Annotated in this window: 29 protein-coding genes and 3 pseudogenes; 25 read left to right on the plus strand and 7 right to left on the minus strand. The window is 42.4% G+C overall.

The features are described 5' to 3' along the window. Positions 1 to 2: 2 nt before the first annotated feature. Both pfkB and fruB read right to left on the minus strand, forming a co-directional pair. Positions 3 to 980: a 1-phosphofructokinase gene (gene pfkB / locus A3712_RS07740; protein WP_063522957.1), complete on the minus strand. Its 978-nt coding sequence runs from the start codon at positions 978 to 980 to the stop codon at positions 3 to 5. A 9-nt stretch (positions 981 to 989) separates the two neighbouring features. Continuing rightward, positions 990 to 2123, minus strand: a complete 1134-nt coding sequence (gene fruB, locus A3712_RS07745) for a fused PTS fructose transporter subunit IIA/HPr protein (protein WP_063522958.1) — start codon at positions 2121 to 2123, stop codon at positions 990 to 992. Between the two features lie 361 nt (positions 2124 to 2484). Here fruB and cra point away from each other — a divergent pair, with 361 nt between their 5' ends. The 3 genes from cra to A3712_RS07760 all read left to right on the plus strand — a co-directional run bounded on the left by cra (position 2485) and on the right by A3712_RS07760 (position 4982). After that, the gene (gene cra, locus A3712_RS07750) at positions 2485 to 3489 is read left to right on the plus strand and encodes a catabolite repressor/activator (RefSeq protein ID WP_063522994.1); all 1005 of its coding nucleotides are present in this window, start codon (positions 2485 to 2487) and stop codon (positions 3487 to 3489) included. A gap of 314 nt (positions 3490 to 3803) precedes the next feature. Continuing rightward, positions 3804 to 4499, plus strand: coding sequence for a winged helix-turn-helix domain-containing protein (locus A3712_RS07755; RefSeq protein ID WP_063522959.1), 696 nt, complete (start codon positions 3804 to 3806; stop codon positions 4497 to 4499). A gap of 15 nt (positions 4500 to 4514) precedes the next feature. Next, positions 4515 to 4982, plus strand: coding sequence for a hypothetical protein (locus A3712_RS07760; RefSeq protein WP_231891782.1), 468 nt, complete (start codon positions 4515 to 4517; stop codon positions 4980 to 4982). A 91-nt stretch (positions 4983 to 5073) separates the two neighbouring features. On the opposite strand, the gene A3712_RS07765 is transcribed toward A3712_RS07760, so the two are convergent. From A3712_RS07765 to A3712_RS07775, 3 genes and pseudogenes are all read right to left on the minus strand, one after another. Next, complete coding sequence (locus A3712_RS07765; RefSeq protein WP_063522960.1) at positions 5074 to 5700, minus strand: outer membrane beta-barrel protein; 627 nt, start codon at positions 5698 to 5700, stop codon at positions 5074 to 5076. A 241-nt stretch (positions 5701 to 5941) separates the two neighbouring features. Beyond that, a pseudogene (locus tag A3712_RS26610) lies at positions 5942 to 6427 on the minus strand (protein kinase domain-containing protein); the annotation flags it as partial. A 69-nt stretch (positions 6428 to 6496) separates the two neighbouring features. Then, complete coding sequence (locus tag A3712_RS07775) at positions 6497 to 7417, minus strand: LysR family transcriptional regulator (protein WP_063522962.1); 921 nt, start codon at positions 7415 to 7417, stop codon at positions 6497 to 6499. Between the two features lie 158 nt (positions 7418 to 7575). On the opposite strand from A3712_RS07775, the gene A3712_RS07780 reads away from it, so the two are divergent. The 8 genes from A3712_RS07780 to A3712_RS07815 all read left to right on the plus strand — a co-directional run bounded on the left by A3712_RS07780 (position 7576) and on the right by A3712_RS07815 (position 14343). Further along, positions 7576 to 8586 (plus strand): D-cysteine desulfhydrase, encoded by a 1011-nt coding sequence (locus A3712_RS07780; protein WP_063522963.1) that lies wholly within the window; start codon positions 7576 to 7578, stop codon positions 8584 to 8586. Positions 8587 to 8694: 108 nt separating this feature from the next. Next, positions 8695 to 9684 (plus strand): TRAP transporter substrate-binding protein, encoded by a 990-nt coding sequence (locus A3712_RS07785; protein ID WP_063522964.1) that lies wholly within the window; start codon positions 8695 to 8697, stop codon positions 9682 to 9684. Between the two features lie 11 nt (positions 9685 to 9695). Continuing rightward, on the plus strand, positions 9696 to 10229 hold the full coding sequence (locus A3712_RS07790; protein ID WP_063522965.1) for a TRAP transporter small permease: 534 nt from the start codon (positions 9696 to 9698) through the stop codon (positions 10227 to 10229). A 3-nt stretch (positions 10230 to 10232) separates the two neighbouring features. After that, positions 10233 to 11537, plus strand: coding sequence for a TRAP transporter large permease (locus A3712_RS07795; RefSeq protein ID WP_063522966.1), 1305 nt, complete (start codon positions 10233 to 10235; stop codon positions 11535 to 11537). Between the two features lie 5 nt (positions 11538 to 11542). Further along, complete coding sequence (locus tag A3712_RS07800) at positions 11543 to 12280, plus strand: alpha/beta fold hydrolase (RefSeq protein WP_231891783.1); 738 nt, start codon at positions 11543 to 11545, stop codon at positions 12278 to 12280. A gap of 434 nt (positions 12281 to 12714) precedes the next feature. Further along, complete coding sequence (locus A3712_RS07805; RefSeq protein ID WP_063522968.1) at positions 12715 to 13203, plus strand: GNAT family N-acetyltransferase; 489 nt, start codon at positions 12715 to 12717, stop codon at positions 13201 to 13203. 105 nt (positions 13204 to 13308) lie between these two features. Beyond that, the gene (locus A3712_RS07810) at positions 13309 to 13899 is read left to right on the plus strand and encodes a GNAT family N-acetyltransferase (protein WP_004739384.1); all 591 of its coding nucleotides are present in this window, start codon (positions 13309 to 13311) and stop codon (positions 13897 to 13899) included. 15 nt (positions 13900 to 13914) lie between these two features. Continuing rightward, the gene (locus A3712_RS07815) at positions 13915 to 14343 is read left to right on the plus strand and encodes a bleomycin resistance protein (RefSeq protein WP_063522969.1); all 429 of its coding nucleotides are present in this window, start codon (positions 13915 to 13917) and stop codon (positions 14341 to 14343) included. A 164-nt stretch (positions 14344 to 14507) separates the two neighbouring features. Here the strand turns inward: A3712_RS07815 and A3712_RS07820 are convergent, their stop codons facing one another. After that, complete coding sequence (locus A3712_RS07820; protein ID WP_063522970.1) at positions 14508 to 15035, minus strand: hypothetical protein; 528 nt, start codon at positions 15033 to 15035, stop codon at positions 14508 to 14510. 560 nt (positions 15036 to 15595) lie between these two features. On the opposite strand from A3712_RS07820, the gene A3712_RS07825 reads away from it, so the two are divergent. The 10 genes and pseudogenes from A3712_RS07825 (at position 15596) to A3712_RS07870 (ending at position 21605) form a co-directional block, all read left to right on the plus strand. Beyond that, entirely contained in the window at positions 15596 to 15937 is a 342-nt protein-coding gene (locus tag A3712_RS07825) for a hypothetical protein (protein ID WP_082856197.1), read from the plus strand. A gap of 165 nt (positions 15938 to 16102) precedes the next feature. Continuing rightward, positions 16103 to 16408, plus strand: a pseudogene (locus tag A3712_RS28210) (DUF6404 family protein); the annotation flags it as partial. Between the two features lie 153 nt (positions 16409 to 16561). Beyond that, positions 16562 to 16885, plus strand: a complete 324-nt coding sequence (locus A3712_RS07835) for a hypothetical protein (protein ID WP_004739387.1) — start codon at positions 16562 to 16564, stop codon at positions 16883 to 16885. Positions 16886 to 16951: 66 nt separating this feature from the next. Continuing rightward, positions 16952 to 17290: a DUF952 domain-containing protein gene (locus tag A3712_RS07840; RefSeq protein WP_063522971.1), complete on the plus strand. Its 339-nt coding sequence runs from the start codon at positions 16952 to 16954 to the stop codon at positions 17288 to 17290. Positions 17291 to 17397: 107 nt separating this feature from the next. Next, positions 17398 to 18204, plus strand: a complete 807-nt coding sequence (locus A3712_RS07845) for a GNAT family N-acetyltransferase (RefSeq protein WP_063522972.1) — start codon at positions 17398 to 17400, stop codon at positions 18202 to 18204. Positions 18205 to 18226: 22 nt separating this feature from the next. Next, positions 18227 to 18997 (plus strand): GNAT family N-acetyltransferase, encoded by a 771-nt coding sequence (locus A3712_RS07850; RefSeq protein WP_063522973.1) that lies wholly within the window; start codon positions 18227 to 18229, stop codon positions 18995 to 18997. Between the two features lie 21 nt (positions 18998 to 19018). Next, positions 19019 to 19432 carry a nucleotide triphosphate diphosphatase NUDT15 gene (locus A3712_RS07855; RefSeq protein ID WP_063522974.1) on the plus strand — a complete coding sequence of 138 codons (414 nt, stop codon included), beginning with the start codon at positions 19019 to 19021 and terminating at the stop codon, positions 19430 to 19432. A 93-nt stretch (positions 19433 to 19525) separates the two neighbouring features. Then, positions 19526 to 20029, plus strand: a complete 504-nt coding sequence (gene def / locus A3712_RS07860; protein WP_063522975.1) for a peptide deformylase — start codon at positions 19526 to 19528, stop codon at positions 20027 to 20029. Between the two features lie 223 nt (positions 20030 to 20252). After that, complete coding sequence (locus tag A3712_RS07865; RefSeq protein ID WP_063522976.1) at positions 20253 to 20675, plus strand: GNAT family N-acetyltransferase; 423 nt, start codon at positions 20253 to 20255, stop codon at positions 20673 to 20675. Positions 20676 to 20840: 165 nt separating this feature from the next. Beyond that, the gene (locus A3712_RS07870) at positions 20841 to 21605 is read left to right on the plus strand and encodes a hypothetical protein (RefSeq protein WP_063522977.1); all 765 of its coding nucleotides are present in this window, start codon (positions 20841 to 20843) and stop codon (positions 21603 to 21605) included. Positions 21606 to 21667: 62 nt separating this feature from the next. Here the strand turns inward: A3712_RS07870 and A3712_RS07875 are convergent, their stop codons facing one another. Then, positions 21668 to 21955, minus strand: a complete 288-nt coding sequence (locus A3712_RS07875; RefSeq protein WP_063522978.1) for a hypothetical protein — start codon at positions 21953 to 21955, stop codon at positions 21668 to 21670. 746 nt (positions 21956 to 22701) lie between these two features. On the opposite strand from A3712_RS07875, the gene A3712_RS07880 reads away from it, so the two are divergent. From A3712_RS07880 to A3712_RS07895, 4 genes and pseudogenes are all read left to right on the plus strand, one after another. After that, positions 22702 to 23172 (plus strand): protein-tyrosine phosphatase family protein, encoded by a 471-nt coding sequence (locus A3712_RS07880; RefSeq protein WP_063522979.1) that lies wholly within the window; start codon positions 22702 to 22704, stop codon positions 23170 to 23172. A gap of 138 nt (positions 23173 to 23310) precedes the next feature. After that, positions 23311 to 23955 (plus strand): hypothetical protein, encoded by a 645-nt coding sequence (locus tag A3712_RS07885; protein ID WP_063522980.1) that lies wholly within the window; start codon positions 23311 to 23313, stop codon positions 23953 to 23955. Positions 23956 to 24538: 583 nt separating this feature from the next. Further along, positions 24539 to 24792: pseudogene (locus tag A3712_RS07890) on the plus strand (MerR family transcriptional regulator); the annotation flags it as partial. Between the two features lie 136 nt (positions 24793 to 24928). Continuing rightward, positions 24929 to 25600: a hypothetical protein gene (locus A3712_RS07895; RefSeq protein ID WP_063522981.1), complete on the plus strand. Its 672-nt coding sequence runs from the start codon at positions 24929 to 24931 to the stop codon at positions 25598 to 25600. Positions 25601 to 25765 lie beyond the last annotated feature (165 nt).

Here is a 25765-nt window from a genome sequence, read left to right on the forward strand (position 1 = left end):
TCCTATTTGCTTGTGTCTAACTGGTTGGTTGGAGCACCAAGCACCTGTAATTGGATATTTTGTAGTACTGAATCCAGCTCTTGTTGGCTGGTTACGCCCACACCTACCTGCGAAACGGCTAGTGCAGATAGGGCGGTTGCGAATTTGATAAGTTCTGGTTTTGGCATTTGCTGCATGTGACCCCAACATAGGCCAGCAACTAAGGTGTCGCCTGCGCCTACAGTGCTCACTACTTGCATACGCGGTGGTTGAGCATGTAACCATTCACCTTGGTTAAGCCACATCACGCCTTCAGCGCCAAGTGATACCACGATGTTGTCGATGCCTTTTTCGCTTAGGGCTTGGCCTGCATGTTGGCATTGGTCACGTGTTGTCAGTTCAGCATTGAATAGCTGAGATAGCTCTTCATCGTTTGGCTTAATCAACCAAGGCTGTACATTGATACCTGCTTTCAGTGCATCACGGCTGCTGTCGAAAAGAACCTTTTTGCCTAGGTCACGTAAGCGTTGAACCCAAGAAGCGCAAAGCTGTGGTGATACGCCTTGTGGCAAGCTGCCTGCAATCACGAAGTAATCGTGCGTTTCAGCCAGTTCTAGTAAGGTTTCTTCAAACGCTATAATTGCGTCAGCATTAACAGGAACACCAGGGAAGTTGATGTCGCTTACTTGGCCAGAGTTCTCGACCAGTTTCACGTTGATGCGAGTCGCGCCGTCAACACGGATGAAGCGGTCAGTTGCGCCCATCTTTTCGAACAGTTGGCAGAAGGCTTCTTCGTTATTGCGACCAAGGAAACCTGTTACGGTCACTTTCGCACCAAGCTCTGAAAGTACTTTTGCTACGTTTACGCCTTTTCCTGCTGCGTGGAGAGAACCTTGATTCACTAGGCTAACCGAGCCAACATTCAGTGCGTCGATAGCGCCTGTTAGGTCTAGTGCTGGGTTTAGCGTAACGGTAACGGCTTTGATTTGTTTATCAGACATATCGATTACCTAACCTTCACCAAGGCCTGAAGCGATAGCTTTACCAATCGATTCAAGCGCTTGTGCTGCATCATCACCTTCAACAACAAACTGAAGCTGGTGGCCGTGTTTAACGCCAAGAGCGATTACTTTCATCAAGCTCTTCGCGTTTACTTCTTTTCCATCACCGTCTAAGTTTGAAACGCGGATAGAAGATTCGAATTTCTTCGCTTCAGCAACCAGCATTGCGCCCGGGCGAGCGTGTAGGCCGTGTGCGTTTTTAATTTTGAATACTGCGCAGTTGTCATCGCTTTCAGACGCTGTAGAAACCGCTTCACCTTTAAGAAGGCCAATTACTTTTGCAACGTCAGCAGATAACAGTTGTTGCTGTTTACCTTCGAAAACCATTTTGCTTAGGTTTGCCAGAATAGATTGGTGCGCGCTGTTACAAGCCGCGAATGCCACAAGAGCTTTCACTGGTGTGCCTTCGAATTCACAATCGTTCGCTGTAGAAACAAAAGATACGCCAGTGCGAGTTACGCCTTTATCGCTACCTAGTAACCAAACGCCTTGGCCTAGATGAGTCGGTGTTTTTGTTACTAGGTCAGCAACGAATGCGTTGTCAGTGCAACCTGTGTTCTTTAGAAGACCGCCCGCTACAGCAGACATTTGAACCATGTCGCTTGCTGGGAACAATAGTTGAACTAGAGATGCGTCTAGGTCAGCTTCTAACTGAACTTCACCGTTCAGTAGGGCAATGATTTCGCCTTCTGATTTCGCTTGTTTTAGTTTCTCTTCAACGCCTTCTGCCGCTAACACTTTGGTTAGCTGCTTAAGGATGCCTAAGTGCTCGTCAGATTTCGCTGCAATACCAATCGCAACGTAAACACGATTGCCGTCTGCCCAGTCAATACCTTCAGGGAAGTGGTGTACCGCAACGCCTGTTTCTATTACAAGGCCGCGAGTGTCTGTGGTGCCGTGAGGAATCGCGATGCCGTTACCAAGAAACGTAGAGTTCTGGTTTTCACGGTTTAGCATTCCTTCTACGTAGCCTGAGTCCACTAAGCCTTTCGCAGTTAGGTCGCCAGCAATGTTCTGGATAGCTTTGAATTTGTCATCGGCCGTTTGACCAAGAGTGATGTCAGATTTTGATAATTTAAGCATGGTGCCTCTTTAGCGTATCGCTTGAGAATTTGTGTAGCGCTACGATTCAGTCTAGAGCTACTTGCTCTTAGTTTTATCTAAGCTGAATCGGTTCAGCATTTAATGTAAAAAAATTCAGCAAAGCCGATTTTGGTTTTCAAAATAGTTTTGCTGCGGGTCGTAATTTCAGTTTCATTCATAACGTAAAGTTGAATCACGACAAATGACGCTCAATCCATACAAAAGGATGATTGAAGTCACTTTTCAGATTTTGCTGAATCCTTTCAGCTTTTATACTGAATCGATTCAGCATATAATTCAACTAATCCAAGGATCAGAAGATTGGTTATATGATCCTACGCACAAAATACAGGTCACCCATATGACACTAGATGAGATTGCCAAACTAGCCGGTGTGTCGAAAACGACAGCCAGTTATGTGATTAACGGCAAGGCGCAGAAATACAGAATCAGTGAGAAGACTCAGCAGAAAGTAATGGCGGTGGTAGACGAGTATAACTATCGTCCAGACCATGCTGCTTCGTCGCTACGTGCTGGTAATAGCCGTTCATTTGGTTTGATTATTCCTGATCTGGAGAACAGCAGTTACGCGCGTTTAGCAAAACTGATAGAGCAGAACTCACGTAAAGTGGGCTATCAAATTCTGATTGGCTGCTCTGATGATGACGCCGAAACCGAACGTAAAGTAGCGGAAGCGTTGGTGAGCCGTCGTATTGATGCTTTGCTAGTCGCAAGCTCTATGCCAGACGCTAACGAGTTTTACTTGAAGCTGCAAAACTCGGGTACGCCAGTCATCGCGATTGACCGTCCGTTAGATGATGAGCACTTTGCCTGCGTGATCAGTGAAGACTTCGAAGCCGCCTTTGAACTGACACATTCAATTCTTGATGATAACATTCACAGTATTGGTTTAATCGGTGCACTGCCTGATCTGAATATTTCACACGAGCGTCACTTAGGTTTTGAAGCTGCGAATAAAGCCCACGCACAGCAAACTGGGCTCGATGAAAATAAGCCAACGGTTGTAGGTTATGGTGAGCACTTTGATCGTGAATCCGGTCGAAAAGTGTTTGAAGAGTGGATTGCTAAAGGCACAGTTCCTGATGCGATTGTCACTATGTCTTACACCTTACTAGAAGGTGTGCTTGATGTGATGGTCGAAAAGCCAGAGCTAATCAGTCAATTGAAGTTGGCGACTTTTGGTGATAACCGATTATTGGATTTCTTACCCTTTAAAGTTCACTCACTACCGCAGCAATTTGAGGTCATCGCAGATAGCGCGTTTGCTTTGGCATTGAACGCTTCAGCAAAACGTTACCAGTCGGGTATTGAATTGGTGCCAAGAAGTTTAGTGAGACGAACTTAACGCGCCAACGATTCAAGTTGAAGAGAGCCTCAGTGATTCTGGGATACTGAGGCTTTTTGGTTTTCTATTGAAACCTGTTACTTGTTTGTTTCTTCATATTTACCAGTTTTCCGTAATACCTGTCTGTGTTTGCTTAATACTTATTCATTTTTATCGGCATCTATAGGTAGTAGTTATCGGTTGTGTGCAGGATGGGTCAGTTTCGGAAATGAATATGCCTTGGTCTGATCAGTGCACTTAATCTAATGTATATTCGTCACTTTTCAACTACAATAAACAGTTATTTAGACAATATTTTGGTGGGAAAACTCAACGTGGATAAGCAGTACTCTTGTGGTGATTTGGTTTTCGATATCGAAAAGATGACCATCACAAAAGATCGTGCAGAACGGGCATTGAATTACACTGAATATCTTTTGTTTAAAGCATTCTTAGACAGTTCAAATCAAGTCCTGAGTAAAGAGACGCTAAAGCAAGCGGGATGGCCTGAAACCATCGTCACGGATTCCTCCTTACAAAAGTCAGTACAAAAGCTTAGACTTGCCATCGCTATGTCTGAATCGGTTGAGTTACGCACGATTGCAGGTGTTGGTTACATGCTTTACTGCGATAACGCTCCCCTCGAATCAAAACCATCAGGTGCTCGACGTTTCAACGCGACTAAACTAGCAAAGATACTGTTGGCGTCCTTTTCTATTGTGCTCATTGTCTTATCTTGCTTGAACTTCTTGCGGGTGACGAACACTCACTTAACGCCTTATTTACATGAAGATTATGAAGTGGTGGATATTGGTTCTCATGAGCTGTTGAAGCGCAAAGACATGATTATTTCGCCTGACATAGAAGCGGTGATTAAACGCTTCGAATGTGATTGTTTTTATTTCATTGGTGAAAAAGCGGGACTCTATAATCTCTCTGTTTATGACAAAAAACGTCATCATAGCGAGAACTACTTTTTCGAAATTGAGGCTCTGCCAGAAATAACGGAGGGGTTGTTTAATGATGAATAGCCTGATGAATCTAGTTTGATTAAATCTAGCTTAAAACCTTGGATCGCTCTTTTGATTGCTTCCGCTGCTCTATATGGTGCGTCACTTTACGTGCTCAGTAAAAAGCTTTTTCTAAATGGAAGGTACATTGCAGAGGTACAACAATATTCTGATGATATGCATGTTTGGAGAGAAAGAATCGAAGTTGATTTGTACCGAAGCCATATAGAGTCAATGATATCGATAGAAGGGGATGGTTTAGAGGGCGTAGCACTGTTCTCAGTGGAAGGCAAGATAATCAAATCTTTCGATGGCGAATTTGAGTTTTCTTACAATACTGAAGCCATTCAAACTACTGAGGTATTAGATGGTTACCAAGCCGCGAGTTATACCACAATGTTCCTGTCGGGCACGTCGAAAAACGAATTGATTTATCATAGTCAAGGAGTCGATGTTTTTTCGAGAGAGCGGAATTACTTGATGCTAAGCCGAGTTCGGCAATAGCAAGCTATAGATTTACTTCATTAAAGGCAAAGCTAAAACCAACGATACCTCCCGGCTGACCGGGAGATAATGGAATAAATTCCTATCTGTGTTAGAAGTGGTATTTCACGTTTGCCATTAATAACCACTCGTCACCCACCTTTGAGGTTTCTTTGTAGGTCTTACCGTCTTCTTCTATCCATTTAGCTTCTAGTTCATTGGTGTGGTAAACGTAGTTTACTTCTGTACCTATGCTCCAACTATGAAAACGGTAGTCGAGTCCTGTTTGAGCACCAAGGACGATTCCATTTAGGTCATCTGCATCATAGTCTCCGTCGAACATCTCATAACCAAGTTTGCCACCCACTGTCCAAGCGAGTTCTTGTGTAATAGGCACGATGTAGTTGTATTTAGTAAATAGTGTGCCTACATCAAGAACATCGCTGTTTTCGTAATTTTCAACATTTTCGATACTGATACCACGTAAATCATAACCAATACTAAATTGGTGAGTTTGATTGATTGTCATACCACCTTCGACGCCTAATACCATTGATGAAGTAAGGTCTTCCTCACTTTTAGTCCCGTCATAAGTGGACTCTGATTCAAGTTGTCCACTTAAACGTATACCAACATCAATACCGATAAACGGTTCGTAGTTCGCAGCGGCGTTAGCGTTGAACGTTGTCGCTGTGGTTAGAATGGCAAAAGCAAAAAGTGGTGTTGTCTTATTAAGCATCATTGGTTCCTATTAAAAAGGCTGAGAGTGAACTTTGTTGTTATTGTTTTTCACGTAGTGGTGAATTGATTTTCAAGTTAGAGGCTAGGGTAGGAAAGGAGAAGCGAATTGTGCGGAATAGGGCAGAAAAAAGCTAAAGTACTTGTCTTGATAAGCCTTTAGCTTTTTTACCTTATTAAGTGATTGAAAATATTTAACTTTTAATTTTTCGCTATTTTTTATCAATTGGTAATAGATATTGTTACTGAATCAATATTCCAAACTCAACAAGCGCCACTAAGCCTAAGAGTAGGGCAAGTACCTTCCAAAACTGGATTGGGTGACGGTCGAGCAGTGACTGTTTGGTTTTACGTGCTACTAATTTTGAATTCGGTATGTATAGATCTGAGATAAAATCGCTAAGCACATCGTATCGTTAGGTTGGATGTTCGGCGCAGGCTTTGTTTAGTACCAGATCAAACCAGGCTGGAATATCGGAACGGTGTTGAGCTATCGGGCGATATTGCCACTGGTGATGGCGCGATTGCATGAGTGAGCGTGGTGTCATTTCTGGATAAGGCAGTTGCCCTGTCAGCATTTCATAGCCGATGACACCAACAGAGAATAGATCCGAGCGTGTTGTCGCAATATTCTGCTTGATACTCTCTGGTGCGATGTAGTTTACCTCTCCAAGTGGCACAGCATCCTCTTCAAAAGGCATTCCTTCTTCAATTCCGCGAATGAGTACTTCTTAGAAGATAAGCCACTTTGGTGGCTTATCTAATCGCATCGGGTATAAAAAGACCTAACAGTAAGCCTATGGCGCTTTTGGGGTTTCACCATTAGTGTCCTTGAAATGTTGCCAAAGCTTACTCATGCCCGGTGTCATCTCCTCCGTGGAGAAGCGGTATAGCTTTATTTCTGCTGTTATTGGAGAGATCGTTTCTGAAAATCTTATCAACGAACCTTGATCGAGTTCTTCTTGGACAAATCCTTCCGGCAACCAAGCTACACCGTGGCCAGATAACACCATTGATTTAAGGGAGTGTGTAACAGCATTCTCGTATACGACATCAAAGGTACATAGGCTTTGAGCTATCGAGCCGTGTTTTTCTAATACTTGTGCAAAGAAGGTGTTTGATGGGTAACTAAGCAGAGGAACGTTGGAGTTTTTGCAATCTCTAAACAGAGCAGAGCCATCAGTTTTAGTGGCAACAACAGGTATGAGGCACTCATGCCCAATTGTCACTGACTCGACTTCTGGATTGGGTACGTAAAGTCGACTCCCTTTAAAAGATAGGCCTATTAGGAAGTCAGAACGGTTGTCAATAAATGCTTGTACAGAGTCATGTAAGTTGTTTGGGCTGACATAAACCAAGGTCGTTTTAAACGCATCGGTGTATTCATTGATCATCTTATTGACGACATATTCGGACAAAGAGTGCTGAGTATGAAATGTGACTTTTGTTTCATTATTGTTAATTTTCCTCGCTGTCTCTAGCCGAGCGAAGTCGATCTGCTGTTTGAGGTCATTTGCGTGTTTGAGAAACCGAAAGCCCGCTTTAGTGAATGTCGCAGGGTAAGTATTTCTATTAACAAGATCAACTCCTATCCATCCCTCTAAAAGCTTGATTCTTCTTCCAAAAGCTGGCTGGGTGATGTTTCTTGCTTTGGCTGCTTTTGCAAAACTTCCGTATTGAGAAAGGTAAAGAAAGTCTTCGATCCATTTTAGATCCATGTAAATGATCCTTGTCAAGAATTATAAATATCAACATTTTTGTTAAACAAAAATTAACACCCCTATTAGTAAAAAGCATTATCTTTCGAGCGATATCACAGGCTACTGTAATTGTGTGTTTAATAAATCGTTAACTAAACAATGTCAGGAGAATTGAAATGCATTTAGCGCGCTATCCTCGTTTGAACTTCGCTCACTTAAATACACCATTAGAATTGATGGAAAACCTTAGCAAGGAACTCGATGGACCAAATATTTGGATTAAGAGAGATGATTGTACTGGGCTTGCTGGAGGCGGAAACAAGACAAGAAAGCTTGAGTTTCTTATGGCTGATGCGGTTGAGCAAGGGGCGGACACCATCATTACCCAGGGGGCGATGCAATCGAATCATGCTCGTCAAACCGCGGCTATCGCAACAAGACTGAATATGGACTGTTACGTTTTACTTGAAGACCGCACTTCAAGTGAAGACCCAGACTACAAGTTCAACGGCAACGTAATGCTTGATCAGATGTTCAACGCAAAATTATCTAAGTACCCAGGCGGTACAGATATGAATACCGCAATGGAAGATGTCGCTGCAACGTTACGTGCAGAGGGCAAGAAGCCATACATCGTCCCAGGCGGAGGCTCAAACCACATTGGGGCACTTGGTTACGTGAACTGCGCTCTCGAAATGCTAAAACAGAGCAATGACCAAAACCTTAAAGTTGACCATGTTGTTCATGCAACTGGTAGTGCAGGTACTCAAGCTGGCTTAGTGGTGGGTTTCGCCTTAACGAATAGCCAAATTCCTGTGCTTGGTGTTGGCGTTCGTGTCGACAAGTCAACACAAGAGGGCAACGTTTTTAAACTAGCTGAACGCACAGCAGAACATTTGGGCGCGTTACATGCAGTTAAGCGCGAAGATGTGGTCGCGAATTGTGACTACGTTGGCGAAGGCTATGGGATTCCTGCTCCTTCAACAATCGAAGCTATCAACATGTTCTCACGCTATGAAGGCATTTTGCTAGACCCTGTGTATTCAGGTAAAGGCGCTGCTGGGTTGATTGACTTAGTGCGAAAAGGTCACTTCAAGAAAGGTGAGAACATCGTTTTTGTTCACACTGGTGGTGCACAAGCATTGTTTGGTTACCGAGATAGCTTTGACTTCCCTAATTACGAGTAACGTTTATGTGTGAGGCTTTTCAATCATACCTCACTCGTTGGTCGTGACTGTTAGTAATCAATGCTGATAGTAATAAAGATTTAATGAAATGCAGTAAATGGAGATTACATGAAAAATTCAATCAAACTAGCCAGTTTAGTTATTGGTGGATTACTTTCTTTTAATGCAATGGGCAAAGAAGTAATTAGGCTTTCTACTTATGTGAATGAATCCGATATTAGGTACGAAGGATTTAAAAAGTTTGCAGAAATAGCGAAAGAAAAGTCTAACGGAAACCTAAAAGTCAGAATCTATCCTTCGTCAACATTGCATGGTTGGAGTGAAGGCGTAGATGCGGTTCAAGGTGGAGTCGCTGATATAAGTTGGATTAGCGCTGACAATCGCCTTTCATGTTATCGAACTACTTCATTATATCCATCGGCTGTTGATTTGAGCGGGCAGTTAGCGATGGACTCGAAATATCGTGAACTTATTACTCCTGAAGCGAACAAGAATGGTTTAGTTCCACTTATGAATTCGAATTATTCTTATGACCAAGAGTGGTGGTTCAACAAGCAGGTCAATTCTGTTGAAGAGTTTTCGAATCTAAACGGAAAATTGGTTCGCTCTGTTGGCCCATTAGTGAGTCAAATGATTGAAGGTTGGGGAGGAAAACCCGTCTTTATTTCTCCTAAAGAAGTGTTCCAATCTGCGGAACGTGGTGTGGTCGATGGCATCAACATGGGCGTAGCAACTTACAGCTCATGGAAGCTTTGGAATGTAATGCCGTATATGGTCGATGCTGGGATTTTTTACGGCAACATCATGTATATGATGAACAAAGATCGGTTTGACTCACTTTCAAAAGCAGATCAGAAAGCGCTCATGGAGGCAGCTCAAGAGACTGAAGCTTGGCTAAAGCCTAAATATGAACAGTGGGTAGATGAGCGTATTGCCGAAGCCAAACAGGCAGGTGGTACCGTTCTAGAACTTACCTCAGAGCAGAAGTTGAAATTAGTTTCCGATATTTCTTCATCTTGGGAAGGTGAACTCACGAAAGATTGTGGCGCGCCGCTTTCAGTCAAGATGAAAGACCTCTTTGCTGCGAACTCAATCTAGGGGACGACACTATGAAAGGTAAATTCAGAAAGGCTTTGGATACGTCTACGAATGTCTTGCTCTACTGCGGCGGTGCAATCGTGATTGTTCAAGCTTTCTGGATTACCTATGGCGTGTTCATGAGATACGTAGTAGGTAGTCCTGATGGAATGGTTACGGAAGCGACTGCTCTGATGTTAGTGCCATTGGCTTTTGTTGGCCTCTCATACGCACTTAAAGCGGATGCATTTCCAAAGGTAACGATCTTTATCGACCAATTATCAACAGGGAAAAGGGAGAGCTTGGAGATAGCGAACAACTTCTTGATGATGGCGATTTCAGTTTTCTTCGCTCTGGCAGCATTCAAAGGGCTTTCTAAGTCCTATGTGTCGCTTACCGCCTCAGAGATATTACTGTGGCCTAAATATTACTTTTGGGCTGGAGTCTTCGTTTCTTTATTCAATTTATCTTTGGTTTCAATTTTAAAACTCTATGACTCAATCATACATAAGCTTGAGTCGGTTCGTGGTGCAACTCCTGTGCCCCAAGTAAAGCTCGGAGAATAATATATGCTTGAGTGGTATGAAGTTGGTTTCGGCTTAATGGGGCTATTAATTCTATTTATTGTCATGGGGCTACCAATCCCATTCGCACTTGCGGGTGCGTCTGTTCCGTTCCTGCTTTCAATTCAGTCTTTCTCTACAACGCTGGTTACGGCTGAGCTAAAAATGTGGGGAGTATGGGTCGACTATGTTCTGTTGTCAGTCCCTCTTTTTGTTCTTATTGGGGAATTAATAGGGCGTTCAAATATAGGGCACAACCTCTATTGGTTTATGCATAGTAAGGTACCGATCACGGGCTCAGCGGCTTACGGAAGTGTAGGGGCGTGTGCTGGGTTTGGTGCTGTATGTGGCTCTAGCATGGTGGGTTCGTTGACTATTGGTGGTGTTGCGCTTCCTGCAATGTTAGACCTTGGCTACGACAAAAAGCTAGCCAGTGGTGTACTTGCGGCTGGTGGTACGCTCAGCGTTTTACTGCCGCCAAGCTTGATACTTCTGTTTTATGGCATTGTTACAGACCAATCCATCGGGCAACTATTTATTGCTGGCGTAGTTCCTGGGTTAATTTTGGTTTCTTTCTTTTTCCTTATCATTAAAGGTTGGAGCGTATTACAAAAAGGTTCTGTTCCAGGAGCGGACGATAGCGAGAGTATTCCGTGGGGTTTAGCACTAAGTGCTGTCATTCCTGTTATTGTTATTGGCCTTATCATTACCGTTTCTATCTATGCTGGGATAGCAACGCCTACCGAAGCCGCTGGTGTATCTTGTGTCATCACTTTGTTACTTGCGATGACTATCGGTGGCATGGGCATGAAAGGGTTCTTTGAGTCAATCAAAGCTACCATGAAGACAATGGGATACTTGGGCTTATTGCTTTCTTCTGGCGTGCTGTTTGGATTTGTGATGACTTATTATCAAGTGCCACAAGAGTTCACTAGTCTGTTTACCTCATTAGAGCTATCTCCATACACAACGCTGGCTTTGATTATCCTGTTCTACATTATTCTGGGGATGTTCTTAGAACCGGTCTCAATGACTTTCATTACACTGCCAACCTTATTCCCATTGATTCAAGCATCTGGCTTTGATCTGATTTGGTTCGGTGTCATTTACACAATCACGATGGAAGTCGCTGTATTGACGCCTCCGGTAGGTTTGAACCTGTATGTGATTCAATCTATTGAGAAAGATCGTTTGACGATTATCGACGTTATCAAAGGATGCTTACCGTTCATTGGTGCTCTTATATTCTTGATAGTACTTATGGTCGTTTTCCCTGAGTTAGCTGTTTGGCTACCAAATGTGATGGGGTAATGACGATGAACGCTAACGTACCATTGGTTATGATTCACGGCTTTCTAAGTGGTCCTGAATATTGGACTTTTCAACTCTCATATTTGGAAAAGAACATTCAAGTTGTACCGATTTGTCTTAAAGGTTTTGGAGAACGTTCCAGCGAGACTGCTTTTGATAACATTCAAGAGATGGCGGAAGATGTGATGTCACAAGTTGCACTTCTTGGCATCAAGCGTTTTCACCTAATCGGACATTCAATGGGAGGAATGGTCGCTCAGCAAATTGGACACCACTGGGCTGAGCAGGTTGTCAGTTTAACCTTGTACGGAACAGGGCCAAAAGGAGAGCTGCCAGGGAGATTTGAGCCTTTGCAAGAAAGCATCAAAAATGCATCCGCCGTTTCATTTGGTGGCAGTAAACAGCGAGCGGTATCTAGCTGGTTTAAAAATCAGATTGAACCTCAAGTACTCAAGCAGTCGATGCAATTGGCAGAAAAGGTTTCGTTTCAATCTTACTTGAATGGTCTTATCGCAATGGATGGTTGGAACGGTGAAGCTTATATGCCTCAGTACCGAATGCCTGTGTTAATCATCTGGGCAGATTCAGATAGAACTTATCCTTGGGGGGAGCAGGTATCAGTGCTGTGGGAAGGGATTGAACATAGTTCTTTGTGTGTCATCAATAATTGCGCTCACAATGCCCATATAGAAAAGCCATTGCACTTTAATGTTGCTTATGGAGAGTTTCTACAAAGTTTGTAGTAGTTATCTGACGAGGGTTAATCGCAAATTAGATACCTGAAGAACGAAAGTTTCAATGCTTTACCATCATTTCCCATTGAAAAAACGCCGATTGCTCACTTCGGCGTTTTTATCTCGCAGATTTACGTTAGTCCTTATTGGTGTTTAAGTCATTAATTGTTTGTGAAGTCACATAGAGCCTTGAAGAAACTATTGATGCGGAGGTAAGGAAGTGGATTGATAAATGATAAGTAGTACACACATTTAAACTGTTTATGATTTTTGTCGTGGTTATTAGAAATACTTCTTATTTTCGTCATGTATGATGCTTTACTTTGATTGAAATTCTCTTATTAAATAGTGGCTTAGCTAAGCATTAGTTGGGGGGGTTACTAAAGTATGTTACTAACAAACTCATGATTACTTTTGGTCTAATCGTGAGTCAGGGAGGGTACATGGTTAGGGAAGCAACAAAAGACGATTGTGCAAAATTAGCGCTACTGTCTATTAGAGTCTGGCTAGATACATACGCTCAAGAAGGGATAAAAACCGAATATGCAGACTATGTCCTGTCTACGTTCACGGCAGACTATTTCCTTGAAATACTGAATAACACTAAATATCGCGTTTTGGTTAGTGAAGAGAATGAGGTTCTACATGGTTATGTAATGGTTAATCTCGAATCGAATTATCAAACGCCTAACAGTGGTTTTGAAGTTGAAAAGCTCTATGTAGATAATCTTTTTAAAGGCAAAGGTGTAGGCAAAAAGCTGTTAAAAAGCATGGAGGACCAGTTTGGTCGCCAATATTGGTTGTACACGTGGGTTAAAAATGAATCCAATGGCTTTTATGAGCATTTAGGTTTTAGTCGAATAGGCTATCTTACTTTTGAGTTTTTCGGAGCGTTGATCGAAAACAACGTCTATCAATCAGCCTCTGATTAGGTTTCAAATTAAGTACTGTTTTCGTTCCCTAAGCAGTAGGGCAAAGCACAAAAAGCAATAAATCACCTCTCACACAGGTTAACGATTAAAGGAGAATTGAGCGTTATGTGGATAGAGCAAAGCCGGATTGAAGGAGACAATGTTGTTCTTGAGCCACTGAATCTAGGGCATGTACCTGAACTAATCGAGGCCGTGAAAGACGGAGAGCATTGGAAGCTATGGTTCGCTAATGTCCCGAGTCCAGAAAAAATGGAGCAATACGTTGTTGATGCTATCGCTCAAATGGTACTCGGTAATATAGCTTATGCGGTGCGAGTGAAAGCCACCAATCAAGTCGTAGGGACTACCCGTTACTATGGCGTTGATAGGCCAAACAGACGAGCGTTAATTGGTTATACCTGGTATTCAAATTCGGCTAGGGGAACATTGATAAATAAAGAGTGTAAATACCTTTTGCTACGGCAATTGTTTGAGCACTATGAAGCTATTGCTGTCGAGTTTCGCACTCATATTGGGAATACCGTCTCTCGAAAAGCGATTGAAGGACTTGGAGCAAACCTCGACGGTATCTTGCGTAATCATCAGATCTTAAAGGATGGCTCGATAAGAGATACGGTAGTGTATTCAATTATTGACTCAGAGTGGCCAGAGGTTAAGCAAGGCTTTCTGAAAAAACTCAGTCAACAAGAGCCTTAAAACAAGGAAGTACGTATGGAAAACTATTGGAATCCGATGGTTCCTGAACTATCTGTTAGCAACTTTGAGCGCTCACTTGCCTTCTATGTTGATGTACTTGGTTTTTCTATTCGCATAAAGCGTGAAAATCCTGATTTTGTGTATCTCGAACAAGAGCATGTGCACATGATGTTAGAGCAAACCAATGATGAAGGATGGATTACTGGTGAGCTTGAGGCTCCCTTGGGGCGAGGTGTGAACTTTCAGATTGAATTAAGTGACTTAGAACCTCTAGTAAAACGTCTCCAAACCCACAAAGTGCCCCTGTTTCGTGAGCTGAAAGAAACTTGGTATGACATTGGTGAAAAGTTGTCTGGGGAGCGTGAGCTTCTTCTTCAAGATCCGGATGGTTATTTGTTAAGGTTCACTCAACACCTCGGAGAAAAACCGAAGAGCTTGGAGTGAGTTCATTCATTGTTTTTAAGACTAGTCAGATCGATCATTAAACGCCGACAGCTCTGTCGGCGTTTTTAATTAATTCGCGAATACTCTAACCACTATGTCAGTCGATGATAAAACAGAGAGGGTAATAGGGTGGGTGTCACGAATATCTGGTTGGATCAAGGCAATTACCAAGTGGCGGTAAAGCTCACTTCGTCTAGTTGCTTGAATTTACCTGAATTGCACTTAACTTTGCCTGCAATATGGTTTCTAGATACATAGGTCAATGTAATCTTTCCGCTACTAGAATCGGCAACGATAGTGCCATTTTGTAGCGCCATTCTAGCTTTGCATCGTGTATTTATACCGTCTAGTAGGCTTAGATAGCCACTATTTGCTTTTACTACCGTGTTTTTGTAGTTATCTCCATTTAATGAGATGTTCATTTTATAAGATTTTCCTTGTTCTCTTCGTATTTGGTCGTAATCGCTAGAGTCTAAAAAGCCATTCCCAAGGCTAATTAACTGAGAGTACTTTAGCTCACCGTTTGCAGTCACGAAGACTAATTCTTGAACACCATCGCCATTCAGGTCGGCCATTGAGAAGCTTTGTACGTTTTCATTTGGAAGAAGAGTCTTTGGATCACTGACAACCAGATCCGATGCACTGGCATTCGCCATAATAGCCATAGACAACATTAGCACTGACTTTTTCATTAAATATCCCTTGTTTAATTTTTATTGTACATGATGCATGTATTCATGTGCGATTGCGCATGGTTGCATATTGACTTTGTGATTTCAAATGGATAAGTATTTTTAGCCATAGATATCAGGTGCTTATTCCAAAGTGACCATCATTCTCGACAGAGAATCTTACGGCTTTCCGGCATACACAGACTTAAAATCAACTATCCCGTCTGAACAAGGATGTGTATGGATAAAATGATAAGTAATACACATATTCATACAATTTCTGCATTTAATTAGAGCTATTAGGGATACTTCTAGTTTTCGTCATGTATGATGCGACTTTCTTGCTAAGGTATTGTTATTAAATGACTTAATTGTCAATTTAATGGCTATTACTGTTAGTAGGCGAACTATTTTAATTATAAACAGCGTCAATGTTCGGTATCGGAACCGTCATCAGTAAAAGGGCTAGGTATGTATTTTTTGAACATCAGAGACTTAAAGGCGGACATCAAAGCCGATAAGTTATCCGAGAAAGATCGTTTTCGGTATGTATTTATATATATCGCGTTGGTACGCTCGCGATGTATGGGTACGCGAATGGCTTTTCAAATATTTGGGAGGTTATCGAATCAATCAGTTTCAGCGCAATCGTACTTCTAGGGACCTATTTTGCTTATAGAGCCAATGGTGCAGAAAATGGGCGAGACTTCTTAGGTCGCTATTTTGGTATCAGCTTTGTTGTGGGTTTGAGGTTTCTCATTTTTATGTTGCCTCTCTATATTCTGTTATTTTTCTATTACTTTTCAGTGATATCTGATGATGGCGATATTGCTACCACAGGCGTCGATGTAGCAATATCGATGAGTTTAAACATCTTACTGTATGCGCGTATTGTTAAGCATATGGGCGATGTAAGATATTAATAATAGATAGTGTAATCAGGCGAGTAACGTGCGGCGTGCGCTTAGGTTTACATTTCTCTGCAACTCAGTTGTCTTTAGGTTTCTTTGCATAAAAGGCAGAGCTTTAGGGGTTAGCCCATGGATTACGAAACGAAAATACAACTTGCTCTGTAAGAATTAAGTGACAAAGGTGTTTGGAAGTCGAACTATAACCCACCAATAGATAGATTGTTGCGTAAACTTGGGTTTCGTACACGGCCGCCTTACTATCAAGGTTTATTCTTGAATTTTGTGTTTTGTTTGGCCTATTTCGCTCCTTTATGGTGGGGGTTTGAATGGTTTTTTGGGGGGAATGAGGCTGAGATATCTATGCTAGAAGCTGCCTATAAATCATTGCAATGCGGGGCTGTGTTTGGCTTGCTTATGTCAATCTTCTACGTCATAAGAAGTAAGCAGTTAAACCTAAAAGATTGGGATTCATTAGGTGAATGACCGCAAACCTGTTAACAAGGTTCAGAGCTTAGCTCAACACCTGACATTTTAGGCTTTGTGGCTAGAATAGTTTCGCTGTGGTCGAAAGCTGTAAAACATCTCGCGAGGTCTCGTGGCGATTCAAAACACACGGTATTTTGGAGTTTAAATTAGATGTACAAACTTGAAATTTTCTGTACGCCTGAACAACAAGAGCGAGTTCTTAGCACTTTACATGAGTCCGGTGTCGACAGAATTGGAAACTATGACCACTGTTGGGCTATTGGCTCCGTTACCGGATCACATCGAGCGCTTGATGGATCTACGCCTGTGTTTGGGAGCAAAGGAAAAGTCGAAAATTACCCGTTATTAAAAATTGAAATCAACGTGGCAAAGAGCCAAGTGAAACCAATTGTTGATCAGCTTAGAGAGTCCCTCGGCTGGGAGGAACCTTTAGTCAATGTTTTCAAAATCTATAACTCTGAGTTCGATCTTTGAAGGTACTTTGGTGGCCGCTAAACGGCTTAAATAGACTCAAAGTCTTAGAAAGTAGGATAAATAAAAATGCTATACCATTTACTGACCGAAAGTGATTACAAAGAGTACCAAAGCGCAGAAACCTATGAACCCGCCTCCTTGAAGGACGAAGGCTTTATCCACCTTGCTTATGAAGAGCAATTGCAAAAAATTGTAGATTGTTTCTTTGTGGGAGTGACGCAAGCATATCTTCTAGAAATCGACAAAAGTGCGGTTGCTAGAGACTTAAGAGATGAGCCGCCGGTAGGGACTGAAGATGATGGGGCACTCTACCCACATTTATACAGTCCACTTTCTAAGCAATCCGTGATTAGAACAATAAAGTTAGTCGCGGATTCGTCAGGTGCGCTAAAAGTAAACCTGTAACAATCGAGTATTCCTATCGGCTCTGTACCATTCAAAACACGCAGCTCTTACTCGTGTGTTGTTTTGGCTCTACAGAGATTTTTGTTTCCATCAAGTTAAGGAAAACAATGCAAGTGAAAGCAGTTAAAGACGCATATAACGCATACTTCTATTTTAATAACGAGCGAACCCTTTCAACCGATTTAGCCAGTGAACTGATTTCAATTGAAGATGATGGCTTCACTGTTTTTATCGATAAAACACGTAAGTACGACAACCAGATCCTCATTGATGGGGCTTGCAATTACGAGAGCTTAGAGGCAGACCTCAAGCTATTTGCAGATGGTATCTCACCTGAGATTTCTATTGCGCCTAACGCTCTAACAACAGATCTGAAATCATGGTTATCGAAACATCAGTTTGTGCCCGCTTTTGAGCATGAGTTTCTTGAGCTATCGGCAGAGGGCTATGTAGAAAAGCCGAGTTCTAAAAAATCCAGTGCAGAACCATTGAGAGATACAGGTAAAGTCACGGTTGAGCGATGGACGCAAGATAATGCCGATGAGTTTTTGGCTTTGCTCAAAACATCCGGTTTAGAGTGTTCAGACCAGATTTGGCAGCAGAAACGTGCGCTCTATTGCACGGATACTTTCCGTTGTTACGTTGCGAAAATAGAGGGTCAACCGTGCGCTTGGGCGACGAGTTTTATCAACAACGAACACGCAATACTTGCTAATGCGTTTACACAAGAGAGCTATCGTTCAAAGGGATGCCAAACGGCTCTATTAAGATCTCGAATCGAAGATGCTATCGCCTCAGGGGCAAAGGTACTTTTAACCGACGTAATGCCAAACAGCACCAGTAGCAAAAATTGTAAATCGATCGGTTTTCGCTCTGGTGGCGTACGAAGTGTATGGTGCAAAGACGAGACATAGTGCTATCTACCAAGAGAAAATTATGAATACAACGGATGTAATGCAAGAGTACAACGAGTTCGAGCGAAAGCGTTTTAACTCATTCAATGGTATTAAAGTAACAGAGAACAACCTAACTAAGTTCGTATCTAACGATCGTCATGGTAGCTATATCTCCTTTTTCGACTTCGATGAAAGCCTCACAGACTCCATCGTCAAAGAGCAACTCGCGTACTTTAAGCAGCGTAACCTATGTTTTGAGTGGAAGACCTACAGTACCGATACTCCAACGAACATCAGTGCAGTATTGCTCGAGAATGGTTTTGAGCAGGATGAGCACGAGTCATTCATGGTGTTGGACTTGTCTAAGGCCATCTGCGAGCCCTTTGATGAAGGCAAAATCACCGAGGTGACGGATAGCAAAGGCATTCGCGATGCAATCAAAGTTCAAGAGCAAGTTTGGGGTGGCGATTTCGAATGGCATTACAATCATTTAGTCAGCCTTAAACAGCACGCGCCAGATTCGGTGTCTATCTATGTCGTGTATGTCGACGACCAGCCTGTGACCTCGGCGTGGATCATATTTAATGGAATTAGCCCGTTTGCAGGTATTTGGGGCGGTAGCACCATTGAAGCATTTAGAGGTAATGGCTATTACGGTTTGCTACTGAACAAACGGATTGAGGAAGCCAAGTCGAGAGGGGCTAAATACCTCACCATCGATGCTTCTGATATGAGTAAACCCATTGTATCCAAACGTGGTTTTGAAGTGATAGCGACAACCACAGGGTATACCTCACCAAGTAGTGAGTAGTGTGTCTCAAAGGAGTAAAGAGTGAACAATCAAGTACGTGTAGGTGTGGCTGCGGTCATTTTCCGAGAAGGGCGCATCCTACTTGGCGAGCGCATTGGCTCACATGGTGCGAATACGTGGGCGACGCCTGGCGGGCATCTTGAACTGGGTGAAAGCATTGAAGAGTGCGCGCAGCGAGAAACCCTTGAAGAGACAGGGTTAGAGGTCGGCGCTTTTAAGAAGCTCGGCTTTACCAACGATATCTTCGAAAAAGAAGACAAGCACTACGTCACCTTGTATGTTGTCGCCACGAGTTCTAGTGGTGAGCCTCATGTCATGGAGCCTCATCAGTGTAAGCAGTGGCAATGGTTCGACTTAGATGAACTGCCAGAACCTCTGTTCTTACCTTTGGTGAACTTGTTGAAGGAGCCGGTAAACTTCAAGAATTTTGACTAGTCTGTGTGCCCATACTTGGTACTGAAAGCACATTGGGTTATCTTGTTCACTCTTTTATAACATAATGATTCAATTGAAAATTCAAAGGAAAGTATGGCAGTTTTAGACATTCTTACCGCGCCAGATCCAAGGCTTAAAGTCAAAGCGGAAGAGGTGCAAGATGTATCGACGGTACAAACACTCATCGACGATATGTTAGAAACACTCTATGCCACTGATAATGGTATCGGTTTGGCATCCACTCAAATCGGTCATAAAGAGGCCGTGGTAGTTATCGATATTTCAGACAGCCGAGACCAACCGTTAATCTTGGTGAACCCGGTAGTCGCAAGTGGCTCCAACAAAGCTTTTGGCCAAGAAGGCTGCTTATCAGTGCCTGACTATTATGCGGATGTCGAGCGTTTTACGTCTGTGGTTGTTTCTGCTCTCGACCGAGAAGGGAAGCCAATCACCATTGAAAGCGATGATTTTCTCGCTATCGTAATGCAGCATGAAATTGACCATTTATCGGGTAACCTATTTATTGATTACCTGTCGCCACTAAAGCGTCAAATGGCGATGAAAAAAGTTAAAAAGTACCTAAAAGCGCACGCTTAATCCGGTTTATAAACCATTACCTCTTCAAACCCAACGAGTGAATTTCAACGCATCAGCGTTGGGTTTTGTCGCTATCCTTCTCAATTTAGCGCTTTATTCCTTTAATGTTATACGGCTTTTCAATAGGTTGTTCCGTTCCACTTGTTGTGTTGCATATGCAAGCGGGTGCTTTGGGTTTGGCGCTCGTGATTCATTCAGTTTTTACGTTCACAAAAGGTTAATGATGATCAAAGTAAAAAATGTAGCTTTTGATAGTGAATATGAACAAGCAATTTGTTCTATTCGTGAGAGCGTTTTTATCAACGAGCAATCTATTGCACCTGAAATAGAGTTCGATGGGCTAGACAGTTCGGCCATTCATGCCGTGGTGACTGTTGATGGAAAGCATGTCGGCACAGGCCGTATTTTAAGCGACGGTCACATTGGTCGTATTGCCATCATGAGAGATTTTAGAGGGCAGGGGCTTGGCTCGAAGATTGTTTTATCGCTAATCGATGAAGCGAAGCAGAGTGGTTACAAGCGCGTGTATCTTGGCTCTCAAAAGCAAGCCATCGACTTCTATACCAAGCTGGGATTCACACCATTTGGAGAAGAGTTCATGGAAGCGGGCATTGTGCACATGTTTATGGAAAAAACGTTAGCTTAACGGATTCATGCAACCAGCATAACTAAGACACTGATGGCAGCAGCGAAACACTGTTGCCCTCATCAAAACATGGTTTGATAAAGCACTAAGCACTAAGCACTAAGCACTAAGCACTAAGCACTAACTTAGTGAAGCTACAAAGCGATAAGGTAATAAAGGAATACAATGAAGAAAAACTTCGTGGTTGGCGGCGCCTTACTGGGCGTAGTGGCACTCTTTTTTGTTGGTAAGCACAGAGGCGAAGAACTGACCTTTGCCCCTTGTGAGATGGGTGAAAAAGTCGAAACTCCCGTCCACTTCTTTACCGACGCATCGATGAGCGAGTCAAAAATTCAGAAGATGATAGGCTACTCTAATCTCGTTCTTCAAAACTCATGTGTGCCGATGGAGCGAACATTATCAGGCATCACTAGAATCGATCTGTCCGGTTTCCAAGATGCGGAAAGTAGTAAGCTACACAAACAGCTAGTCAAGCTGGTTGGCGACGAGGTGTTGGAACCCATGCAGCGAGAGGGGAGTTACTACGCTCTGATTCTTCCTGAAGACCACGAGTTCTCAGACGAAGGAAGCGTGGGTTTGGCTGATGTGAATTTTAGTCGTAGCTTTTTGGTGCTGTCATCTGCCGCAGAGATAGAGCTACTTGAACATGAGCTGGGCCATTTGGCCTGGGCGTGGCACAACGATACCCCTGACTATTGGCTCAAAGGTGTGTTGCTACAAGAAAACCATGATTACATAAAACCTTACTCTTTCGGCGCCTTATGCCGTGAAGCGGGCACCGTGATGACCTATGCTGAAAAAGTATTACCTGTGTATTCCTCGCCAAACATTCAATACTACGGAAAAGCATGTGGTGATGTAGAAAAAGCAGATAACGCAAGGCACATGCGAGAGTTTGCTCAGTCACTTGCTTTAAATGGCACAACATAGGCATCTAAGATAATAAATGGATAAATACCGACCCCAGAGGTCGGTATTTTTATGCGTTAGTTCTAATTAGAGCCACACTCCAACATAAAGCCATCTTCAGTACGGCGTAAAGTGATCGTCGTGCTGGCCTCTAATTCCCCTTCCGGTAAATAAATCGCGCAGTTTTCGAACCCAGCAGAGTTCTTTGAATTGATCGTTTCATATACCTCTTCCAAGCTGTCTACATTTTCATCTGCGTAAACAACAACGCTATCGATTTGGGCAAGCATCTGGTCTGAATTTTGTGTTGCTTTAGCGTGAGCGAAAACAGAAAGAGAACCAAGAGCAAGAAACAGTAAAGCCTTTTTCATTTTATACCTCGTAAGAGTTTAGAAGTGGTGTTGAGGGGCTAATATACATCTAAATTTTTGCTGATCAACAAAAAATTATCGAATAACAGTAATTTTTTATTGTTCTAATTGTATTGTATCATGCGCAAAAACGGTTAAAGCCTCCGGTTTTATTGGGCTGTTCGCTCCTAACTTACCTTTTGTTAGGATGTAAAATTTTTTAGCGCCTGCGTTCACGCTCCGTAATTTTTACGCAGCTAAACCTGCTGATGACTCTTGATGTATCCGTTGTTTGGGGGAGTTCGCTGATGGTGAGGGGGTATTGGTTAAACGTGCGGGGTATTCGATCAAGATAGATTTACAACACATTGTAATTAGTACTGAATCGGTGTGGGCTCATAACACGAACAGTTGAGTGGATTATTTGAATGATGTTCTGTAAATTTATCAGTATAGAGACTCGTCGATACCGCGGCTTAATCATCATGCTACCGACTGTTCTGGAACCAAAATGCTAAGACGGCGGGGAAGAAATCAGTCAACAAGATGACGACTCACTCACACATTGCGCCATTTTCAGTATTTTGCCGAAACTACATAGAAAATTTCTGTGTTTCATCATGTTTGCGCCAGAAGCAAGCAGGTAAGCTGTTGCTATTAAATTAGTTATTAGACGGAGCCTTAGCGGTTTAGATTACTAGACATAATGGTCTCAGGGGCAAAATGCAGAATTATTCTGTCTACTATAGCTGTTATGGAGAACAATTTTGAATCAGTTATTTTTTATCGAACAATCAGTAGCTGGTAGGTGTGGTCCCGATCATTGTATGTGGGATCTCAATGAATTATACAATAACAACGTAGTTGCCATCCTATCTGTGAATGACGGTGAAATGGTTCATGTTTCTCTTCTGGAATCATTAGGTATTGCCTATATAAATCTTCCGCTTTCGAGTAATGCTCCACCTCTTGATGGTGATCTAAATCTTTGCATAAAGACTCTCCCACAAATAATTGATTTCATTGAGAACCACGAGCGTAACGGTGTAGTTGTTATTCATTGCAAATCAGGTAAGGATCGTACTGGTCTAGCTTTGGCAGCATATTTAATGAGCAATAAAAACCTGTCCCCTAAAGAAGCTATTCACGTAGTTAAAGAGGCAAGGAGTATTGCTTTTACTGCGCCAGGTTGGTACGAATTTGCGCTCAAGGTACTGGGCGCGTTGAAAAACACCTAACAAATTTTTCAAGAGTGATTCGGCACGCGTGGCATTTTTACTGTGCGTTAGTTTTAGTGGTTAAGATGGTATGCAGAGGCTTTGGTATTGCTTGCCTCACACCTTTACAAGTCGTTATGAGTACTATTGGAGATGTGTATGCATGAGACAAAATGGCGAGAACTAATATGTGATTGGATGAGTTCGGCATGGCCCGAAGATATATACATTGAAGAAGCGTATACACCTTATGGCACAGATGTCATTCATGATAAGTTAGCCAGACCTGATATCCTCAGAATATCTCCTGAGGGCGGTATAAGCATAATAGAAGTCAAAAAGTGGGGAAGCTCTGAGTTCAATAAATGGGCTGTTTTGGGGCAACTTCAGTTATATACATTTTTGACCGAAACGCAGTATTTTCAAGACAATGAAAACTACTTTTGGATGCAAAACTTAATCAAGAAAGGTCTGTTTAACCAGTCAGTTATCGACAATATAGAGAGTAGATTCAAAGAATTGGACTACATCGTTGATGAATGGTGTGTAGTAATTGTTGGCGGTGACAAAGAAGAGATTGAGCAATCAGAAATTCTTTGGCACATGTATGATTTCGTTAATCTAAACGTGGATAGTAACTCCAACTTTCGACCGTTAACTCTGTTATATGCCACAGAGAAAAACGGAGAATATCGTTGCGATAATCTAGAATGTTGGTTTAGAAAAATAGCAGTTTCGAGAACCCGTACTCATAACAAAGCATTTAAGACTGATTCGCAACGCGTGGTATTTTTTTATGCGTAAGTCTTTTTGTTTAAGGTAGCATGCGGGGGCTTCAGTATTGTGTTGCTCAAACCTTAATTGGACGTGAATAACGCAATTTGTGGGTTGTGTCATAGGTTGCATAATCTAATTAAGTGTATGCTTATCATAATGTTAAAGTAACTCGTATATATCAAACTACGGACAACCTTATTATGAAAAAAGTTCTATTAGCACTTACCTTTGCTTTATCCGCAATATCATTTAATTCATCTGCTGCATTTGGGCTAAGTGATTTAAAGTAAGATAAAATCTGTCATTTTGCTAACGGTGATGAAGCGAATGCTAAATGTAAAGACGGTGATGTAGCTATGTGGACACCAAATTCATTTGGTAACTAACAGCTACCAATTTTGTATATCTCACTGTTTTGTGATTTTGAAGCTCCAATTACTCATACCGTGGGCGCTGTTTCTTGTATTTTTACCACCAAGCGTAAGGCTCAATGGAGCGATTTTGGTATCACAGTTAAGTAACAAAGCGTTATAACCAGCATTTTAAAGTAGAGCCCAACGGCAGCAAGCTATCGTTGGGTTTTTGGGTTTTTAGCGTAACGCGTTTTTGGATGATAGTTTCTGGCTTGGTGGGTTTGTTGGCTCATACGTTTAGATACTATGAAGAAATCGGTTTACTTAATAATGTTCAGCGTAATAGCACTCGGCACCGAGTGTATAGCGTGAAAGACGTAAAGTGGCTTGAGTTTGTCATACGCCTAAAAGAAACGGCCATGACACTCGAAGAGACATCGGAATACGCTCGATTAAGGGAGCAGGGCAGCAGCACGGTACTTGAACGTCAGCTCTGCTAGAACAGCACCAATAGAGTTTAGAGTTACTGTTTTGATGTTCAGAGGTGTCGCACTTCGTATTTTCCCCTCAAGGATGTTATCGAAGTGATGAGGGAACTTATAAGAATTAGGCGTCGTAAGCTATAGAGGGAGGTAAGCTTAAAAGGTATGAAAAAATATATTTTTGGTTCGTTATTTTTACTGATCGTTGCTGTTGGTGCCTACTTATCGTTTGGCGTTTATCGGAACTCTACTTTCTCAACCAATATTGAAAATGGCAGCTATGGTGAGTGTTTGAATGACTCTGCGATAAAGAAATACAGTATTGATCTGTGGAATCGAGAGGATGCTTTTGATGTTCGTTTTGTCGAATCAGGTAATTCTCATTGCTTTGCAGCAAAGTTTCCAGCAATTGAGGTTTCGTCCTCAAAAGTGACACACTGGCTACATATTGTGGAAACATCGAGCGGCGCGCAGTTTTCAGGTAAACATGCGTCCTTGGGAAACTTTGGTCCCAATTGGGTTTTTGTTGATGTTGGTAGCCAAGAGAAGCGTGATAGTAGTTACCCATTTTATAGTTTGGGAAAGGTTTTTCGAGATAATCCAGGTTGGACTTCGGCTCCCCATATCACTTTAACTTGGAATGGAAAGTTGTTTGGGTTATCTGAAATAGGAGGGGTATTCTATCCAGTTGGCGCGGTGTCTTGGGGTTTTAATCTAAAAAGTTGGTCTTTAGATCCGGAAGCTCTTTCCCCTAAATTACTCGATAAAAGTGCGTGGTTGGAAGTGGTGGAAACACTCAATGATGAGTATCCGGGCTATGTATTCAGTGCTGAATAGGCCATGTATATAACAAAGCGTTGAAGATAATCGCAACACTTGGCATACACGCCTGGTGATAGGCAATGGCCTGGTACTCCGTCACTAAGGTGGCATCTCAAACTTGCCTTGACCGAGAATAAGAGGCTATTGATGGCCTCTTATTCTGTGAGACGGGTACTTTAA

Source organism: Vibrio sp. HI00D65 (genome assembly GCF_001635455.1).
In the GTDB taxonomy this organism is placed as follows: domain Bacteria; phylum Pseudomonadota; class Gammaproteobacteria; order Enterobacterales; family Vibrionaceae; genus Vibrio.